We start from the raw sequence: 15,744 nt of genomic DNA, 5'->3' as shown, positions 1-15,744 counted from the left end.
AGATCATTCGCCCGCTTTGCCAAAGTCTGTTGTACAGATGTAGAGTTCGCACACTGACGCTAGGGTAACCGTGTCACAATCAGCAAAAGATACGGAGTAGGTATGAACCAGCCATTGAGCTTCAATCGGGATCTGATCGAGAAATATGATCGTCCGGGCCCTCGATATACGTCTTACCCCACGGCACCGCAGTTTCATAAAGCCTTCGCCGTGGACGACTATCAGGCGGCGGCGAAGGCCAGCAACAACGATGTGACGCCCAAACCGTTATCGGTTTATATCCACATCCCGTTCTGCAAAAGTCTTTGCTATTACTGCGCCTGTAACAAGATCATCACCCACAAGACCGAGCGTGCAGTAGAGTATCTGGCCTACCTCAAACGAGAGATAACCCAACAGGCAAGCCTCTTTGACTCGTCACGCCGGCTGACCCAGCTACACCTCGGCGGCGGGACACCTACCTATTTCACCAGCGAGCAGTTGGCTGACCTCATGCAGACGCTGCGCGACACCTTCAATATGGACAACAGCGACGCCCATGAGTTCTCCCTTGAGGTGGACCCCCGCACGGTAGCGCCAGCTCAGATTCATACGCTGCGAGAGCTCGGGTTCAACCGGCTCAGCTTCGGTGTTCAGGATTTCGACGAGGCCGTGCAGGCAGCTGTTAACCGCATCCAGAGCGAGCAACAAACCCGTGACCTGGTCATGGCTGCCCGTGATGCTGGCTTCAAATCAATCAGTGTCGACCTGATTTACGGCTTACCCCTGCAAACTGTCGCCAGTTTTGATGTTACGTTAGCCAAAATCATCGAACTGCGCCCTGATCGTATAGCGGCTTACAGCTATGCTCACCTGCCGGAACAGGTCAAGGCGCAGGGATTGATTCGCATGGAAGACATGCCGCCGCCGGAACGCAAGCTCGAACTTCTGGAGCTCACCATCCAGCGCCTCACCGAAGCCGGCTACGTGTACATCGGAATGGATCACTTTGCCCTCCCGGAAGACGAGCTCAGCCGTGCCCAGGCCAATGGCACCCTCCAGCGTAACTTCCAGGGTTACTCCACCCATGCCGACTGCGACCTGATCGGTATCGGCGTGTCATCAATCGGCAAGGTGGGCGACAGCTACAGCCAGAACGTAAAAGAGCTGTCACGCTACTACGCGCGCATGGATAGCGACATGCTGCCGGTACAGCGCGGCTACCACCTAAGCGAAGACGACAAGCTGCGTCGAGATGTGATCACCGACCTGATGTGCCATGGGCGCGTGGATTACAGCAAGTTCGAACAGCGTTATCAGATCAAATTCACCGAGTACTTTGCCGATGCACTGGCATTACTGGCAGAGCACGAAAGTGATGGCTTGGTGGAGCGCCACAAAGACGCCCTCGTATTGTTGCCCCAGGGCCACCTGTTGATGCGCAGCGTAGCGATGACCTTTGATGCCTATCTTGGCGAGGAACAGAAAGGCCGCTTCTCACGCACGGTGTAATTGGAACTGTTATGGCCGGTGGTGGCCAGGTGTTCGTAGCCCCCACCAGGCCCGCAGATCCTCACCAAGCCAGAACTGGGGATAGGACCAGCTGTCTTCATCCATGCCGATTTCTTCTTCCCACTCCCGCACCTGTTCGTTGATCTGCTCAAACATCGCATCAGGGTCATCGAACGACAGGCCAACACTTTGATACACGGCCTTGGTGAACCAGGTCATTTCCGAGTCGTCGCCGCAGCCGAATGAGGTACGGTCCGAGCGAGCGGAGGTCAGGATCAACGTGTGCGCGTCTTTGAGTGGGTCGATCCACTGGCCGGAATAACACGCTGAAACCACCAGCACCTTGCGACGAACGTTCAGCCTATTCAGCATTTCGGCAAAATCCTGTGGCGACAGACCGGGCAGATCAATGCCCGGTTGGCGCAACAGCAGCTGGCCGTCTTTACCACCGTGACTGACCAGATGCACAACCAGCACGTCTTCCTCCGGATTCAGCCGTTCATCCAGCGCCTGGAGTGCGGTGGCAATCGAAGGCCGGGTAGCAAGGGGGTAGGTCGCATAATCTCGGTGATTGAGCAGCATGATGGCGCGGTTGGTGACATCAAACTGCTCCTGCAGCCCTGCTCTGGCCACCTGAATATCTCGCATGAAAACCGATTCGGTCCCGTCACCACCAACCGCCAGAAAATAGGCATCTGATACACCAGGCGTTTCGGCAGCCAGGCTGTCGATCTGCTCATCCAGTCGCTGACGGTCCTCAGCCAGAATAGTCTCAGTCAGCGGCGCGGGTGAATCCGCTGGAGCGCTTTCATCGGCGTCGACAAGCTCACCGTACTCCCAGACCCCGGACAAAGCTCCAGAACCCTCCGGGGTATCCGGATAAGAGTAGGTTCCCTCACCGTGGTAATACCAGTCACGAAACTCACCCTCGTAAATGCCATAGTCGGTAATGTGTTTGCCCTCTACAGGCATGCCATCGGCAAACGCTGCCTCATACACGCTGCCATTGACTTCATAACGCCCGCGACCATTGAAGTTGTCGTCTGCAAATGCACCTTCGTAGCGGCTTTGTTTGTCTTCCCAAACGCCCTGGCCCGCCATCAGACCCTGACGAAACTCACCCTCGTAACGCCAGCCAGCCGGCGACTCAAGCTCCCCCTGGCCATGCCAGTACCCTTCACGAAACTGCCCCTGGTAAAGCAGGCCACTGGCAAACTCCTGCGCACCCTGGCCATGAAAAAGCCCTTCCTGAAGAGCGCCGGTATAGGTGCTGCCATCCGGCAAACGGGCATCGGGTGGCAACAACGGTGGCGGGTCGCACGCTGTAAGCAACACGACAGCAATCAGTGACAAGGTGGCACGCACAACGCGCGAAAGAACAAGTGGCATAATATTTCGCCGTGGCAGAGGAATGTGTGTGGGCAAGTCGAAAATTGCTTGCCCCCAAGAAGACTAAACCAGTCCCTGCTCGCGGGCCATCGCCATCGCCGCCTGAGGCCCCGTCCAAAGCGAAGGTAGAATAATAAGCGAGACGGGTATGGCAGTAAGCACAATAAACTGCTGCAGGACCCCAATCTGACCCGCTCCCATGTACAGAAGAATGGCCGCCATCAGAGCCATGGCCCCACCCCAGAATACACGCAGCCACGGACTTGGCTCGTCGTGCCCGGCGCCAACCATGGCAATTGAATAACTCATCGAATCACCGGTGGTGGCCACAAAAATGGTCGTCAGCAGCAAGATTGCCGCTGCCATCCAGGTGCCTCCTGGAAGAGCCTGCGCCACAGTCAGGGTCGCCACGTCAAAACGGAAATTATTCAACGCCTCGGTAAGATCGAAGGTGCCTGCAAGCTGATGGTAAATACCCGAGCCACCTAGCAGGGTAAACCAGATAGTGGTGGCGATCGGTGCAAGAATAGCCACCGCTAAGATCATCTCCCGCACAGTGCGGCCGCGTGAGATTCGCGCCACAAATACCGCCATCAACGGGGTATAACCAATAAACCAGGCAAAGAAAAACACCGTCCACCACTTCATCCACCAGGCAGGTGCTGTCTCGGCCGTCATGGTCGCCATGGCAAAAAATGACGTCACGTATTCACCCATCGACTGGGTGTAGCTGTTAACCAGAAACAGGGTCGGACCAAAGATGAAAATTACCGCTGCTATGGCCAGCGCCAGTAGTACATTAAAACGGCTGAGCAGCTGAATACCCTTGTGCAGGCCGGTCATTGCCGAGGTCATGTACACCGCAGCAAGAATGACCAACACCGTCAATTGGGTACCGAACCCGTCATGAAAGCCGAAGAGCTCGTGTAAACCAAAGCTCATTTGTGTGGCCAGAAACCCGATCGGGCCAACTGTTCCGGCCACCACGGCAATCACACAAAAAGCGTCGATCACACCCCCAACCCGCCCCTGGATCATCTTTTCACCAAAAACCGGATACAGCAGCGTTCTTGGTTGCAGAGGTTTGCCCTGATCGTAATGAGCACGAGTCAATACCAGGGCTGTAAGTGAGCCGAGCACAGCCCAGGCCAGAAACCCCCAATGTGTAAACGACTGGGCCAGAGCTGGCCCGACGGCAGCAGACGTACCCGCCTGCGTACCAAACGCCGGCGGCGTAACCACAAAATGATAAACCGGCTCTCCGGCAGCGAAAAACACACCACCGCCGGCCAGCAAGGTACACATGATCATCGACAGCCAACGGAAACGGCCTATCTCTGGTCGATCCAGCCCACCTATGCGCGCCCGCCCAGCGCCGCTGAGAGCCGTACCCACCGCAATAAAGAATGTCAGTAACAACAGGAGCTGAAAGAAGGAGCCCAGATAGGTCGCCGTCCACGCGAAGCCGCGGCCAATCAAATCGGCCACATATTCACTATTGATAATTGAAGCGCCAACAAACAGCAGAATAAAACCGACGGTGAGTACCAGTACCACCGGGTCGCTGCCACTGCGCAGGACCTCGTATTTAGTCCGCGAAGATGAATCAGATCGAGAAGTCATGGAATCTGCCTTTTGAGAGCAAGCCGGGCAGACATTTGGACCAGCGGAATGCCACGACGATTAACGGGTGAAAGTCAGCTGGTAATCCTACGTCGCATTCTCAAACGTTGAAATTATTCAATGTAATCAAATACGTCAGCGATAGGTGCGTTGTTCCAGCACAACAGCGAACATCCGTTTATGTCGACGCACTGATCCGGTCGGATCAATTCTGATACTTGAGTATGAGTTCGCCCGTTTCGTTACCTTCTGAGGTTCCATCGGCATAGTGGCGAATGAAGTCAAATATGTCCTGCTGCATCACAGTCACTTCAGAGCCGCCCTTCAAATCCGGGATATTCACCGGCTCATTTTTTAATAAACCGGATATGGCATCGTCATCCCAGGACAATACTTCAACCCACATCCACTCTGCTCCACCCTCAGGAATATCGAAGGGAGCTTTTAGCAGAATAAATTCACCCGGGGCCAGCCCGGCGTTAAAGTCCGCTTTCAAGCCGTCCAGCTTCTGGCGTGCTGATTCACTCGCGGCAGTTATCATTGCGTTATGCTGAACGTAAGCGACCTGATCCTCCCATCCGAACAACGAGGAAAGCAGGTTGGTCTGAATCTCGCTTGAATGACGCCCCTCCTGGTCGTGGAACAGCAATTCAACAATATAGTTATAGGGATCACCCTCCTCCCGAACGCCCTTTCCTGTCTGAATCACCACATCACGCTGTGCGTTAATGCCCAGACTGGCCACCAGCTCTTGTTTATACCGGGTATCTGCAAGCTCATTAATACTGATACCCAGGGTCCCATCCTCCTGTGGGAACTGCCCTTCGAGAAACGATTGAGCAACCAGGTTGATCAAATTCCCCATGGACCGATTCAAGGACCAGGAGAAATCGTTGACCACAATGTCTGGCAAACCGAACTTGGCCATCCCCAGTGAAATCGCCCGTACGCCTCCGGCATGTTGATAGGCATGAATAACGGTGTGTTTTTCAAGAATGGGTAAGTCGCCATCCCAGGGGGCGACTCTGTTAGCCTGCCAGCTGTCAGGCGTAAACAGCTCCCGCGTTTCTGAATCCCAGATGACGCCACCAGTAGCCTCGGCGATTTCCAGCAGCGTCAGATTCGCCGCCTTCATGCCGTCTACAGACATAGGCATTGGGTAGGCAATATCAACCACCAGGCCAACCCTGGCATTCTGAATTCGCACTGCCTGTTCCCTATCCAGCCCCCTTCCAAAATAGGCAAGGTAATCCAGATCGGGCACCGGATAAGTGTCCTGCAAGTCTTCAATCAAGCGGTAAGTCACCACCGGCTTTGTCGACGCCGCAGGCAGCTCACCCACGATCTCAAATCTATCGAAGAAAGCTGCCACTACGCCGTCGGCCGGTGCCTTCACCTCCGGGTAAAAGTACAGAATCGACCTGAACCGGATGTCGGGTTCCGACGCCGGCTCAAGCGCAAGCACCAGACCGCTGAAGTTGAGTACACATACAAAAACAATCGTATTTCTGAAGTTGAACAACTTCATGGTGGGTAACGCTCCAGTAGCCGGTCGACAATAAGCGCACTATTCAATCGGATTCGCTCTATTTCACTTGAGCTTGGAGTCAAGGTAAGCGAATAGTGATCTGGACCAATCAGGCGCAAACACGTTGGTTTCCATTGCCCGCTTGGAAACGATCTCTACCCGGGACTGATTACCATTGTAATTTTCGATAAATATGGCGACGTTCTCACCATAGCTGAAAGCGGTGACGCCCCGCTGAGCCAGAATCATATTTGACGACTCGTTAGCTGTAACCAGCTTCAAACCCACCGATGGCACAGCCTCTACCGTCGCAGCCCACACCTCGGACTTAGGCTTTTCATAAATCCTGTAGGGGCCTGTTCCTTTCTCTGCGATGGAGTCGGCCATGGTCGTGCAGCCGGTTACGATTGCTACTGCGGCAAGAACAATTAGAGATCTGATTGCTTTCATTACTGACTCCTTAATTGGTCACAGGCTGAGGCGGCGTCGGTTTGCTTGTACCCGTATGCTGGTTCGGATTTTCTTCCGAATCCTTCCTGTCAAACACCTTGCCATCGATGATTGAGCGTGGGTCCAGGTGTTCAAGCCCCACTTCTTTGAGAATGGAATCCAGCAGTGGCACGTTGGCGCGATGTTTCAACATGGCATTAACCAGCTGATCCGAGAGGTTTGATCCACCTCCGTTGCTGCTGCCTTCAGCCGCGCCCCCACCGTTGAAACCCGGTGCGCCGCTTATATCGAAGATCTTGATGCTGTCGATCTTCTCGGCCGGCTTCATGGCCTGCTCCATGATCTTCGGCAGTTGGGCAATCATCTCCATCTTCTCGGCGAACGCCACCTGCTCCCGACTCAGCAGGTTTTTCGCTTCGTTCAGCTGACGCGCGCCCTCAGCCTCCGCCTCAGCTTTGACTTTAATCGCGCCGGCTTCCGCATCGGCGGTCACACGAATGGCGTCAGCTTCATCAGTAGCGGCTGCCTTGCGCGCCTCTGCTTCTACTGTCACGCCAATGGCTTCGCGCTCGGCGCTTTCCTGTGCCTTGATCACGACAATGCGTTTTTCCCGCTCAGCACGTGCGGTTTCACGCACGGTGATTACTCCCTCCTCCTTGGCGACTGCCTGGGCGCGAGCTTCATCCGCCTCCGCCGCGGCGCGGGACTCATCCTTCGACTTCTCTGCGACAGCAATTTTCTGATCCTGCTTGGAGAGCTCCAGACGTTTACTCTTTTCGATGTCGCGATTCTGGGTTTCTTCTTCCATGGCAATGCGCGCCAGCTCCACCGCGCGGTTGGCGGTGATGTCCGCCTCCTCGGCTTCGCGACGGCGTTCTGCGCCCACCCGCGCTATATCGGATTGCTGACTGGCACGACGGTTTTCAATCTGCTGTGTCTGCTCCAGGCGAGCAAATTCCTCGTCCTGTTGGATACCCAGTTTGCGCTTGGCGGCATCGGTCGATTTCATCTGAATCTCGACCATGGTTTCCTGTTCAATGTCGTTGCGAATCTTGCGGCGCGATTCAAGCTGCTCGGTAAGCTTGGTAAGACCTTCAGCGTCAAAGGCGTTTTCCGCGTTGAAGTATTCCTTGGCCGTTTGGTCCAGGCCAGTCAGGGAAACAGATTCCAGTTCAAGACCGTTCTTGAACAGGTCTTCGGCGCAGCTGGTCTGAACTTCCTGCACAAAGGACACCCGCTCTTCATGGAGTTGTTCCATGGTCATACCCGCCGCCACAGACCGGAGTACATCCACAAATTTACCCTCGATCAGTTCCTTGAGCTCCTCGGGACGCTGCGTGCGCGCTCCAAGGGTTTGCGCAGCGGTGGCAATGGACTCGTTATCAGGTTTAACCCGCACGTAGAATTCGGCGGTCACATCAACGCGCAGGCGGTCCTTGGTAATCAGCGCCTGATCATTTGCCCGCCGCACCTCCAGCCGCAAGGTGTTCATGTTCACGTAGATGATCTCGTGCAGCACCGGGAACACCATGGCGCCGCCGTCCTTGATTATTTTCTCCCCGCCAAAACCTGTCCGTACAAACGCCCGTTCCTTGTTTGCGCGGGTATAAAGTCGCGCAAGAATGACGCCGAGCACTAACAGAGCAAAAAAACTGACACCTGCAACAATCAATACAAAAGCGAGGTTACTTGCATTTCCCATTATCTGATTCCTTGATTTTTTTCGTTATCCAGAACGGAGGAGTCGCCCTTTATTACAACAAACTGGTTGCCCTCACGCCGCACTATAAGCAGCGGCATGCCTGGCCCGAAGGGTCCGTGCCCTTCCTCGGCCAGCACCATTACATAGTGCGTTTGGCCATGTTGGTCGCGCACTCGCGCTTCGGCCGAATGGCCGCTGCTTGACTGACCAATGGTGACAACAGCTTCACGGCCGATGAGCGTTTCCAGCGACACCGAGGAGGTCTCGTTTTTTGGCATGACGGCTTCGAGGGCAGACGCCCCCCAGCGCGTGAACGGCAGCGCTATCAGAAAAGCGAGGGGGACGGACACCAGTGCCGGCAACATGACGCCAAGCGCACTGTTGAGCGCAAAATTCATGGCCAGACCAATACAGCCAAAGGCGGTCAGAAAGATCACCAACAACATCAGAATGGGTACCTTGCCCACCTTCAGCCAGCCCAGAAGCCGCGACAAAGCCGAGTTTGATCCTGCATCTGCCACTTCGAAATCGGAGTTGACGCTGAAGTCCGGAATGAACGAATCGAGCATGTTTCCCAGGCCGACACCCACCACGGCCCCCACACCCTCGAACACTCCGATGATCACCATCAGTGTCAGCGCGATCGCGAACGGAATGTTGGCGTTTGCCAATAGTAGATCGAGCACCTCAGCCTTCCTTTTTCAGTGCCGCCAACCGCTCCGCAACCCGGTTTTTACGGTGCAACTCCTCCAACTCGGCGCGCGCGGAAGCGTCACCGGTCTCAGCTCCAGTGGGCAACCCCGTGACAGAGGCTTTAACACGGGCAACTGCGCCTCCAGCTTTCTCGACCCGGCGCTCGATTGAAGAGCCGCTGGCAGAGCTTCCAGTTTCACCCGTCAGCTGTCCCGCGTCCGCGCGCTTGCGATCACGGATAACCTGCAGATCCCGCTCCATTTCTTCCTGCTTGGAACGCAACCCCGACAAATAGCGGTTCAGTTCCTGTTCCTCTTGCTGGGTAGTTGCCACTAGGCTTTCGATAATAGGAAGCCGGTCCTCTATGCCCACAAGTTCATTCACTCCTGCTTCTGCAAGATCGTCGCGCCCCTGCTGCAAGGCCGTCTGTATCTGAGCCTTGAGATCTTCCGCCCGCCTATTCAGTGACGACAGCTCCCGGTTGGCATTGTGCCTATTGGCCTGCTTGCGCCCAATCTCCGCCCGTACTTCATCAATAGCCCGATCAACTTCTTCGATCGCCTGACGGGCCACCACCTCCGGCGCCACATTCTCTGTCGCATCGACCACCGAGGTAAAAGTTCCGCCAACCAGCCGGGCAACACGGCCAAGTAATGATTCGCTCATAGGTGTATCTCCTTAGGGGTTCCATCCGTTAATTGTTTGCTTCTACCAGCCCGCAATAGTGCTGCTCTTCTTATCCTCTAAATATCAAAACCATCGATATCATCTTTGAAAGGCTTGCAGACCGTACGGAGCCCGCCAGAAAGCACCCTGAAAGGAATATCGATTGCCAATTCAATACAATCGAGAACGGAAAATTTGTCGGAGCTATCACGCCTTGGCTTAACGTAATGGGCAAGGACAAAGCAGCCTATGGCCCAGGCAAGGACCAGGAAATCAAAGCCATTCACAAACAGGTCGAAAACCAGATAGAGGCCAAAACAGAAAAGCGCAACGGCAGCGAATAATCTGGCAGCGTCAATCATGTCTTGGCTCCACTAAATTTGATCGGCATGGAAACGCCTTTTTCTATTCGCCATAACCCAGGCGCACTTACGCGCGGCCCTGTTCCCGAGGGAGTAGAAGAATTGCGTTAAATCAGCTTTGAAAGGAGTGCAGGCGACTCTTGCCTGGAGGCGGGATGTAGCTCGCATTCCTTTGCGTAGGACGAGATTAATCCAGGGGGCTATTAGACGTCCAAGATAATTTTCAGCGGCTGTGATGCGCGCCCAAAAACACAAACCCCGGCAGAGGCCGGGGAATGATCTGGAGGGCTAGCGCATCCTCGCGCCTAATTCGCACTGCCGCATGCCGCCGCGGGGGTCACGTTCAATTGCGCGAGGAAGGGGTGGCAATCACAGCTGACACCTGGTTAAGGGCTGGTTTTAGCCAGTCCCAGAGAGCGTAGCGAACATCTTGAACATTTGGTTAGGCGCTCGCACGTTTGCTTCCTGCGAGCAGACCAGCAGCAGCAAGATATACGACGCCAGTGATTCGATTAAAAAGCTTGGCGCGAAGTGGTTGCTGGAGCCAATGTTTGGCTCTGGACGCTGAAAGCGCATAGATGGTAAGCCACATCAACTCAAAGAATATGAATGTGACACCGAGCAGTAGAAACTGCGGAGCGTGAGGCTCACTCGGGATGATGAATTGCGGAAAGAGTGCGCCAAAAAAGAGAAGAGCCTTTGGATTACTCGCTCCGACTAGTAGACCTTGAGCGAAGAGGCGCTTTCTTGTGGACACCACTGCAGCGCCGGAGACGTCAATATCCCTGGTGGAAGAAAGAATGGACGAAATGCCGAGGTATGCAAGATAGGCCGCGCCTAACCATTTAAGGGCGGTGAACAGCACCTCTGACGCTGCAAGGGCTGCGCCCAAGCCAAGAGCCGACAACGCCATGATCCCCACGATTGCGGTTGTACTCCCTAGCGAAGCAATGAGTGCTTTGCGCGCCCCGTGGTTGACTGAAGTAGAGACGCACATCAGCACACTAGGCCCAGGGGTGACGGTGAGAACAACGACCGCCGTTACATAGATAAGCCAGGTGGAGAGGGTCATGGAAGATGTTCCTGTAGCGCATGGTGATAGTTGAATTACGCGCTAACGCCCGGCACGTGTGCAGCCAATTGTCAAAGCCTGCCAAGCCAGTACTGATGACGTCGCCGGTCATGGGCAACAGCCAGAACTTGAAAGCCATAAGGCTTCTCTCGGTAAAGGATGGATAGCGGAAATCTGTGAAGGGGCACTCTACGAATATCTGGCGGCAATTCGACTTGCCAGGCTCTTGGTGACGCACCAAGTAAACTGGCTAGGGCCTCAAATTCCTCCGTGAAGGCACCACCCAATCCCGGAACCTTTGACTCGTAATAGCCAACTGATTCGAGAAACTCGGCTTACGCTGCCGGGTGAAAATAATAATTCATTTGATCAGGGCTTTAGCCTTCCGCATGACATCCTCACCGGACACCGCCCGAACTGAGCCATTATCGAGTTCTTTGCTTCTTCGCCGAGCCTCAAGCAAGCAATCGGACCTGAGCTCTTCTTCTGACGGAGACTCAAGACTCAGAACCAGTCGCTGGATCAGTTGGGCTCGCTCCTCCCTGGGAAGGTGGAGCGCCTCGTCTTCAATTTTCTGGAGATTCATGGAAGAAACCTCTCGTTCGCGTATCGGCCAATTCTGGCACGGATGGGCGCTTGGTGCCACGGCTCAGCTTTTTGGCTTTAACGCTTTGCTCACGCGCCGGTTTGTAGCCGCGGAGGGGCGGAGAATCGGTCGCCATGCAGTCGATTGTTAAATCCTTTTACGTACGGTATCCTGATCATGTTCAATATCCTGTACAGGAAAAGCCTTATGGATGCCATTAGCTACACAGCCGCTAGAACCAACCTAGCAAAAACCATGGAACAGGTCTGTGAAGACCATTCCCCTGTGATCATCACAAGGAGCAAGTCGCAGTCCGTGGTAATGATCTCCCTTGATGACTACGAGGCCCTGCAAGAAACTGCATACCTCCTGCGCGCACCAAGAAACGCAAGGCGTTTGCTGGACTCCGCTGCCGAGCTGGAGCAAGGCGGTGGCCAAGAGAAGGAACTTCTTGAATGAAACTTATCTTCTCCGAGAATGCCTGGGAAGATTATCTGTACTGGCAGAAAACCGACAAAAAGATTCTTAACCGAATCAACAAGCTGGTCAAAGAGACCAAGCGAGAACCATTCGAAGGTGTTGGCAAACCAGAACCCCTCAAACACAGCCTTGCGGGGTACTGGTCTCGCCGGATAAATGAAGAACACCGAATAGTTTACAAGGCCACGGATGACGCTTTGCTTATCGCCCAGCTCCGGTATCACTACTGATCTAACGCCCGAACTCACGGACCAGTTTGTAGCCGCGGAGCGGCGGAGAAATTGTCCGGCAACAGCTACTGGTTATGCATTATTCGTAGTGGCTCCAGAGGCGGAGCACTTTTACCACTTTCTCCTCTTCAAGCACTTGGTATACCAGGCGGTGCTGGATATTGATGCGGCGTGAATAAGCACCCGCAAGATCACCAATAAGCTTCTCAAACGGGGGTGGCTTGCGATACGGATCTTCTGCAATTAGTGCCAACAACTCTTGGGCTTTTGGCTTGAGGCCGCTGGAGGCCAGCTTCTTTGCGTCCTTCTGGGCTTGTTTGGTGTAAACCAACTTCCATGTCACCAGTTCAGCTCCTCATCGCATTCATCCACGGAGGTATCCATTCCCTCACGAATAGACTCACGCATACCCGGTACGGACAGTAGGTAAAGCGTTTCCTGAATGGCAGACCAGTCATCCTCCGAGATCAGAACAGCTTTGTTTCGCTTGCCCATAATGACGATTGGCTGGTGGGATTCGGCAGTCTCGTCAATCAACCGATAAAGGTTGCTGCGCGCCTCAGTTGCTGTGATTCCAGTCATGACGCACCTCTTGCGTGATCAACTTTTCACCAAGTGTACGCTTCCAAGCACGTACGTCAAGACGCACGTCATGCATAACGTGCGAACTCATGGACCGGTTTGTAGCCGCGAAGCGGCGGAAAATCGGTCGCTGTGCAGCCGTTGGTTATGCCCTGTGCCCGATTTCTGATACAGCACTCCACGGACGAATGTTCTTCAGTTGATCCTCAAGGGCATCTTCCGCAATCTCAGTGTCGTAGGCCGCCTGAGCTCGCAACCAATAGCCATTGGACAAACCAAAGAAGCGACAAAGTCGCAGGTCCGTGTCTGCGGTTATCGAACGCTTTCCAGCAATAATCTGGCCGATTCTCTGAGCAGGCACCCCAATTTCTTTGGCCAAACGGTATTGAGAAATACCCATTGGCTCAAGAAACTCTTCCTTCAGTAACTCGCCTGGCGTTACAGCTTCAATGTTGCGCATGAGTCACCTCCTAATGGTAATCAACAATTTCGACATCTTCCGCACCAGCCTTGGTCCAGCGGAAGCAAACCCGGAACTGCCTGTTGATTAGAATGCTGTGCTGACCCTGGCGGTCACCATGCAACGGCTCCAACATATTGCCGGGCGGTACTTTAAGATCATCAAGCTGACTTGCAGCCTGGAGTTGCCGGATCTTCCGCAAGGCAACTCGCTCGAAATTGACAAAGCGTCTGACGCGGCGCCCGCCTGCCAGCTTCTCGGTATCCTTACACTTGAACGATATGATCATAAAGAAATAGTGACGCAGAGCGTTAATAACGTCAAGCGTTAATGTATGGCAAAGGACACTGAAAGAAGGGCATAACGTCGCCAACACGCGCAGCTTTGTAGTGGAGGCGTAGCCGCAACGGATAAGCTGTCGCCGTGATTGGCTTTGTTAGCCTTATCAACGTGACTGTGATGTATAAACGTCAAAAATTGAACGACCAATTTTAACAATCGCATCATTTCGGTCTGCCATTGAAGCCTCTGTTTGAGCTAGATAGATACTTACAATAATTGGGGATTGATGCTCACTCCACACAAACGCTGTAATACTCCGAGCGCCGAAACCGCCGGCTCCTGAGCGATCCGCAATATTCCATCCCACTGGCAATACTGAACGCAGTAAATTACCAGTGACTTGATTGTTCACCATCCAAGACTCTAATTTTTTCTGGTTCGTTTCGGAAAGTACGGAACCAAATAATAATTTATTTAAAGTACTGGCTATTGCCTTAGGCGTTGTCGTATCCCTCAAATCATCGAGCTTGGCTTCATTTAACTCAGGTTCAATACGGTCTAGACGAGTTTCTTTGTCCCCGATTTGTCTTAGAAAATCAGTAACGCCTTCGGGGCCCCCTACAGCACTTAAGATGATATTTGCCGCAGTATTATCACTTGTAGTCATAGTTGCGAAGCACGCATCATCGAGTGTGATTGCCTGTCCTACTTGCTTTTCTACTACAGGGGAATAGGCCACTAGATCTGTTTTCTTAATCTCGAACGTACTGCTGGGATTAACTTTTTCTTGCTCAGCATCATAGAGCAACTTAGCGCAAGCTATTGTTTTAAAAGTGCTTGTTAGGGGGAACCGCTGGTTGCCATTGTAATCCCAGTATTCTCCATTCTGAGTATCAAGAACGGAAATCCCTATACGAGCAGAAAGAGAAGTTCCAATCGCCTTAACATCTTGTGCAACTCGCTGAAACTTTGAACTACTTGCAAAAACCACAGATGGTATCAAAATCAAAAATACCAATAAAAACTTCATGTGCGTAACCCCATGATTTTTATTTGTAAACATTCTGTCTGAAAGTATGAGGCTCCATGACATGGCTAACGCCCGCGTAATAGGCGCGAGTTTGCGAGCGTCCTAATTGACGCGTTTGTTAAGTTTCTCATTGATCACCAACTTCAATTGATTGAAGTCTTGCTTGCCTTTCTGATCAAGATAATTCAAATACTCTACCGCGTCATATCCATTGTAAGATTTATCTGGCCTATTAATTCTCTGCCCAATGTCGGCACCAGAATCAAGTAGCAGCTTGGTATAACGGGGGTTATTGAATAGAATGGCTTGATGTATAGGTGCCAAGCCATCGTAATCTTCAGTTAAAGAAGCGCCGTCGCTAATAGCCGCCTCTAGAAGGCTATATTGCCGCTCGGTTACTTCGCTACTACCAAACTCAAGAGTGTTACCTATGTAAAAAATGATTGGCATATCACATTGATCTAACTTTTCGGAAAGCATTCCGCATTCATTATATAATTCAGGGTGATTTATAAAGAGCCAAGAAGCCATTGTAGGACTAATGAAGCCACCATCTTTTGCATAAGGATTGAAAGAGAAATCTTTTGATTCAATTGAAGATAGAATGGTTAAACCTCTTGCGTCTGTGCCAAACAAAAACGCTTGCCATAACGCTGGGGTTAATGATGCAAAAAATATCAATACCAATTGCGTTTTTCGGAACACCTTTCGAACAAAAAAGGCAAAAATAAAGCCGCCAGCCAAGAACCCCAAAATGCTTGCAAACATTGTGGCTGCCACAAAATCTTCAAATTGAGATTTTTCCCACTGATTGATCAATTTAATCTTTTTCTCAACGTAAATAAGCTCCTTGTCAATTTCATTCTGTGAAGCACCACTTTCGATTAACTCTGAATGTTTCTCGTCCTTAGCTTGAGCAATAGAAGATTCCATTGCAGAGTCGCCGGTCACCAAAACTACGTTCACCAGCGTCACGCTAATTGCTATGCAAACCACTACAATTTTAAAGAAAGTTGGCATTAGTAGATGCTACCTTAAAACTGGTCCTGCCCACAAAAAGTAGACACTGTTATGCGCATCTGCGCTCAAACTCTGCTGGACTGATATTGCCGAGAGCA

General features: G+C 52.7%; 19 protein-coding genes. 3 read left to right on the top strand and 16 right to left on the bottom strand.

The features are described from left to right. The first annotated feature begins 102 nt into the window (after positions 1–102). Positions 103–1,491, top strand: a complete 1,389-nt coding sequence (gene hemN / locus FZF01_RS18720; RefSeq protein ID WP_150277856.1) for an oxygen-independent coproporphyrinogen III oxidase — start codon at positions 103–105, stop codon at positions 1,489–1,491. Positions 1,492–1,500: 9 nt separating this feature from the next. Here hemN and FZF01_RS18715 read toward each other — a convergent pair whose 3' ends face one another. From FZF01_RS18715 to FZF01_RS18670, 10 genes are all read right to left on the bottom strand, one after another. Then, positions 1,501–2,880, bottom strand: a complete 1,380-nt coding sequence (locus FZF01_RS18715; protein ID WP_150277857.1) for a C13 family peptidase — start codon at positions 2,878–2,880, stop codon at positions 1,501–1,503. A gap of 63 nt (positions 2,881–2,943) precedes the next feature. Beyond that, entirely contained in the window at positions 2,944–4,503 is a 1,560-nt protein-coding gene (locus tag FZF01_RS18710; protein ID WP_150277858.1) for a BCCT family transporter, read from the bottom strand. Positions 4,504–4,708: 205 nt separating this feature from the next. Continuing rightward, positions 4,709–6,031, bottom strand: a complete 1,323-nt coding sequence (locus tag FZF01_RS18705) for a DUF2314 domain-containing protein (protein ID WP_150277859.1) — start codon at positions 6,029–6,031, stop codon at positions 4,709–4,711. A gap of 63 nt (positions 6,032–6,094) precedes the next feature. Next, positions 6,095–6,481 carry a hypothetical protein gene (locus FZF01_RS18700; RefSeq protein WP_150277860.1) on the bottom strand — a complete coding sequence of 129 codons (387 nt, stop codon included), beginning with the start codon at positions 6,479–6,481 and terminating at the stop codon, positions 6,095–6,097. A gap of 10 nt (positions 6,482–6,491) precedes the next feature. Then, positions 6,492–8,183, bottom strand: coding sequence for a flotillin family protein (locus tag FZF01_RS18695; protein ID WP_150277861.1), 1,692 nt, complete (start codon positions 8,181–8,183; stop codon positions 6,492–6,494). Further along, entirely contained in the window at positions 8,183–8,869 is a 687-nt protein-coding gene (locus FZF01_RS18690; protein ID WP_150277862.1) for a YqiJ family protein, read from the bottom strand. Before FZF01_RS18690 ends, FZF01_RS18695 begins: the two co-directional genes overlap by 1 nt. Before the next feature lies 1 nt (position 8,870). Further along, the gene (locus tag FZF01_RS18685; protein ID WP_150277863.1) at positions 8,871–9,542 is read right to left on the bottom strand and encodes a PspA/IM30 family protein; all 672 of its coding nucleotides are present in this window, start codon (positions 9,540–9,542) and stop codon (positions 8,871–8,873) included. A 77-nt stretch (positions 9,543–9,619) separates the two neighbouring features. Beyond that, positions 9,620–9,904: a hypothetical protein gene (locus FZF01_RS18680; RefSeq protein WP_150277864.1), complete on the bottom strand. Its 285-nt coding sequence runs from the start codon at positions 9,902–9,904 to the stop codon at positions 9,620–9,622. Positions 9,905–10,346: 442 nt separating this feature from the next. Then, positions 10,347–10,976, bottom strand: coding sequence for a LysE family translocator (locus tag FZF01_RS18675; protein WP_150277865.1), 630 nt, complete (start codon positions 10,974–10,976; stop codon positions 10,347–10,349). 361 nt (positions 10,977–11,337) lie between these two features. After that, complete coding sequence (locus FZF01_RS18670) at positions 11,338–11,562, bottom strand: addiction module protein (protein WP_150277866.1); 225 nt, start codon at positions 11,560–11,562, stop codon at positions 11,338–11,340. 207 nt (positions 11,563–11,769) lie between these two features. On the opposite strand from FZF01_RS18670, the gene FZF01_RS18665 reads away from it, so the two are divergent. Further along, positions 11,770–12,021, top strand: a complete 252-nt coding sequence (locus FZF01_RS18665) for a type II toxin-antitoxin system Phd/YefM family antitoxin (RefSeq protein WP_150277897.1) — start codon at positions 11,770–11,772, stop codon at positions 12,019–12,021. Then, positions 12,018–12,272, top strand: a complete 255-nt coding sequence (locus FZF01_RS18660; protein ID WP_150277867.1) for a Txe/YoeB family addiction module toxin — start codon at positions 12,018–12,020, stop codon at positions 12,270–12,272. Before FZF01_RS18665 ends, FZF01_RS18660 begins: the two co-directional genes overlap by 4 nt. A gap of 79 nt (positions 12,273–12,351) precedes the next feature. Here the strand turns inward: FZF01_RS18660 and FZF01_RS18655 are convergent, their stop codons facing one another. The 6 genes from FZF01_RS18655 to FZF01_RS18630 all read right to left on the bottom strand — a co-directional run bounded on the left by FZF01_RS18655 (position 12,352) and on the right by FZF01_RS18630 (position 15,646). Then, positions 12,352–12,615, bottom strand: coding sequence for a Txe/YoeB family addiction module toxin (locus FZF01_RS18655; protein ID WP_150277868.1), 264 nt, complete (start codon positions 12,613–12,615; stop codon positions 12,352–12,354). Next, on the bottom strand, positions 12,612–12,854 hold the full coding sequence (locus tag FZF01_RS18650) for a type II toxin-antitoxin system Phd/YefM family antitoxin (protein WP_150277869.1): 243 nt from the start codon (positions 12,852–12,854) through the stop codon (positions 12,612–12,614). The genes FZF01_RS18655 and FZF01_RS18650 overlap by 4 nt, the downstream gene beginning before the upstream one ends. A gap of 145 nt (positions 12,855–12,999) precedes the next feature. Beyond that, complete coding sequence (locus tag FZF01_RS18645) at positions 13,000–13,314, bottom strand: HigA family addiction module antitoxin (RefSeq protein WP_044385058.1); 315 nt, start codon at positions 13,312–13,314, stop codon at positions 13,000–13,002. Between the two features lie 10 nt (positions 13,315–13,324). Continuing rightward, on the bottom strand, positions 13,325–13,603 hold the full coding sequence (locus FZF01_RS18640) for a type II toxin-antitoxin system RelE/ParE family toxin (protein WP_150277898.1): 279 nt from the start codon (positions 13,601–13,603) through the stop codon (positions 13,325–13,327). A 156-nt stretch (positions 13,604–13,759) separates the two neighbouring features. After that, positions 13,760–14,626, bottom strand: a complete 867-nt coding sequence (blaPSE, locus tag FZF01_RS18635; RefSeq protein WP_150277870.1) for a PSE family carbenicillin-hydrolyzing class A beta-lactamase — start codon at positions 14,624–14,626, stop codon at positions 13,760–13,762. Between the two features lie 102 nt (positions 14,627–14,728). Continuing rightward, positions 14,729–15,646, bottom strand: coding sequence for an ankyrin repeat domain-containing protein (locus FZF01_RS18630; protein ID WP_150277871.1), 918 nt, complete (start codon positions 15,644–15,646; stop codon positions 14,729–14,731). Positions 15,647–15,744: the final 98 nt, after the last annotated feature.

Source organism: Halopseudomonas salina (assembly GCF_008641105.1).
The sequence above is the reverse complement of the archived record's forward strand: the minus strand, read 5'-3'. Positions and strand labels throughout refer to the sequence as shown.

Bases quoted from the DNA above. Each gene is read 5' to 3' on its own strand.
- FZF01_RS18665 (WP_150277897.1), top strand. From the start codon at position 11,770: ATGGATGCCATTAGCTACACAGCCGCTAGAACCAACCTAGCAAAAACC.
- FZF01_RS18680 (WP_150277864.1), bottom strand. From the start codon at position 9,904: ATGATTGACGCTGCCAGATTATTCGCTGCCGTTGCGCTTTTCTGTTTT.
- hemN (WP_150277856.1), top strand. From the start codon at position 103: ATGAACCAGCCATTGAGCTTCAATCGGGATCTGATCGAGAAATATGAT.
- blaPSE (WP_150277870.1), bottom strand. From the start codon at position 14,626: ATGAAGTTTTTATTGGTATTTTTGATTTTGATACCATCTGTGGTTTTT.
- FZF01_RS18715 (WP_150277857.1), bottom strand. From the start codon at position 2,880: ATGCCACTTGTTCTTTCGCGCGTTGTGCGTGCCACCTTGTCACTGATT.
- FZF01_RS18630 (WP_150277871.1), bottom strand. From the start codon at position 15,646: ATGCCAACTTTCTTTAAAATTGTAGTGGTTTGCATAGCAATTAGCGTG.
- FZF01_RS18645 (WP_044385058.1), bottom strand. From the start codon at position 13,314: ATGCGCAACATTGAAGCTGTAACGCCAGGCGAGTTACTGAAGGAAGAG.
- FZF01_RS18660 (WP_150277867.1), top strand. From the start codon at position 12,018: ATGAAACTTATCTTCTCCGAGAATGCCTGGGAAGATTATCTGTACTGG.
- FZF01_RS18650 (WP_150277869.1), bottom strand. From the start codon at position 12,854: ATGACTGGAATCACAGCAACTGAGGCGCGCAGCAACCTTTATCGGTTG.
- FZF01_RS18640 (WP_150277898.1), bottom strand. From the start codon at position 13,603: ATGATCATATCGTTCAAGTGTAAGGATACCGAGAAGCTGGCAGGCGGG.
- FZF01_RS18695 (WP_150277861.1), bottom strand. From the start codon at position 8,183: ATGGGAAATGCAAGTAACCTCGCTTTTGTATTGATTGTTGCAGGTGTC.
- FZF01_RS18670 (WP_150277866.1), bottom strand. From the start codon at position 11,562: ATGAATCTCCAGAAAATTGAAGACGAGGCGCTCCACCTTCCCAGGGAG.
- FZF01_RS18675 (WP_150277865.1), bottom strand. From the start codon at position 10,976: ATGACCCTCTCCACCTGGCTTATCTATGTAACGGCGGTCGTTGTTCTC.
- FZF01_RS18685 (WP_150277863.1), bottom strand. From the start codon at position 9,542: ATGAGCGAATCATTACTTGGCCGTGTTGCCCGGCTGGTTGGCGGAACT.
- FZF01_RS18710 (WP_150277858.1), bottom strand. From the start codon at position 4,503: ATGACTTCTCGATCTGATTCATCTTCGCGGACTAAATACGAGGTCCTG.
- FZF01_RS18700 (WP_150277860.1), bottom strand. From the start codon at position 6,481: ATGAAAGCAATCAGATCTCTAATTGTTCTTGCCGCAGTAGCAATCGTA.
- FZF01_RS18705 (WP_150277859.1), bottom strand. From the start codon at position 6,031: ATGAAGTTGTTCAACTTCAGAAATACGATTGTTTTTGTATGTGTACTC.